The 1,600-nt window shown below is 76.6% G+C and carries 2 protein-coding genes; both read left to right on the top strand.

The window, feature by feature from the left end:
• Window positions 1–771, top strand: a 771-nt coding sequence (locus tag AX737_RS29470) for a DUF58 domain-containing protein (RefSeq protein WP_066927561.1), incomplete at its 5' end; no start/stop codon positions are given.
• Between the two features lie 5 nt (window positions 772–776).
• Window positions 777–1,600, top strand: an 824-nt coding sequence (locus AX737_RS29475; protein ID WP_066927563.1) for a nonribosomal peptide synthetase MxaA, incomplete at its 3' end; no start/stop codon positions are given.

A 1,600-nucleotide genomic window follows, 5' to 3' on the forward strand; every position in this document is an offset into this window, starting at 1 on the left:
GACGCCGGCGGGCCCGGCACCTTCAAGGATCAGGTCCCGTTCCTGCGCGAGCCGGACGCGCGCCGGCTCGATCTGCGCGCCACGTTGCGCGACCCGTTCGAGGGCACCTACGTGCGCCGCTTCGAGGCGCGCAAGGCGGTCGAGGTCTGGGCGCTCATCGATCTCTCGGCCTCGATGCGCTTCCGCGGCACCGCCGACCGGATGGCGCTGGCCGGCGCGCTCTGCGCGAGTCTCGCCGCCTCCGCCACGCGCATCGGCGACGGCTTCGGGCTGATCGCCTGCGACGCCGCCATCCGCGAGGAGCTGTTCCTGCCCCCCACCCGGAGCCGTGCCGGGGCGGCGCTCGCGGCTCGGCGCCTCGCCGGGGCCGTGCCGGCGGGTGCGAGCGCCGCCGGTCTCGTGGCGGCCGCCTCCCGCATCGCCGGCCGGCCCAAGCTGGTCTTCCTCGTCTCGGATTATCGCTGGCCCGCTGCCCTGATCGAGCGGGTCTTCGCGGGCCTCGCCTTCCACGATGTGGTGCCGGTCGTCCTCGCCGACCCGGCCGAGGCGGAGGCGCTGCCCGAATGGGGCCTCGTCGAGCTGGAGGATCTGGAAGGCGCGGGCACCCGCCTCGTGCTGATGCGGCCGGCGCTCCGCCGACGCTGGATCGCCGCGGAGCAGGAGCGGCTGGCCCACCTCGCCCGCCTCGCGCGCCGCCATGGGCGCGCGCCATTTCGGCTGGCCGAGCGCTTCGATCCCGCCGCGCTCAGCCGCCACCTGCTAGGGGCCTGAGCCCGATGCGCCTCGCCCTCGCGCTCCTCCTCACGGTTCTCGCCGGCCCGGCCGTCGCGCAGCTGCGCGGCGTCGAGGTGCGGGTGCCGCGCACCTTCGGCTATTTCCTCGGCGACCTCGTGGAGGCCACCGTCGCGGTCGAGGCCGAGCCCGGCTTCGCGCTCCAGGCCTCCTCGCTGCCGCAAGCGGGGCCGGTGACCTACTGGCTCGACCTGCGCCGGGTGGAGACCCGGCAGGAGGGCACGCGCCACATCCTGCACCTGACCTACCAGACCTTCTACGCGGCGATCGACGCGCGCAGCCTCGAGGTGCCGGGCTTTCCCCTGGTGCTGACCCGCGGGGCGGATCACGGCTCCACCACCGCGCCCGTGGAGGTGCCGGGCTGGAGCCTCGGCCTCTCGCCGTTGCGCGAGGTGCAGCCGGCCCGCCGCGCCGACCCGGCCGACTACCTGCGCCCGGACGGGCTCGGGCCCCGGCTCGACCCTATCCCTGCCCGGAACGCTGCCCTGGGCCTGGGCGTGGCGGGGCTCCTCGCCCTGGTGCTGCTCGCCCGCGACCGCGCCTGGTGGCCGTTCCGGCCGCGCCCGGCCCGCGCCTTCGCGGACGCCGCCCGGCGGCTCGCCGCGCTCGCCCGTGGGCCGGAGAGCGAGGCGGGCTACCGCGAGGGGCTGCTGGCGCTCCACCGCGGGCTCGACGCCAAGGCCGGGCACCGCCTGCTCGCCGACGACCTCGACGACTTCCTCGCCCGGCACCCCGCCTTCCGGGCGCAGCGGGAGGGCTTGGCCCGCTTCTTCGCGGCCTCGCGGATCGCCTTCTTCGGCGGTTCGGT

It is taken from the genome of Methylobacterium sp. CCH5-D2 (assembly GCF_001556475.1).
GTDB classification, from domain to species: Bacteria; Pseudomonadota; Alphaproteobacteria; order Rhizobiales; family Beijerinckiaceae; genus Methylobacterium; species Methylobacterium hispanicum.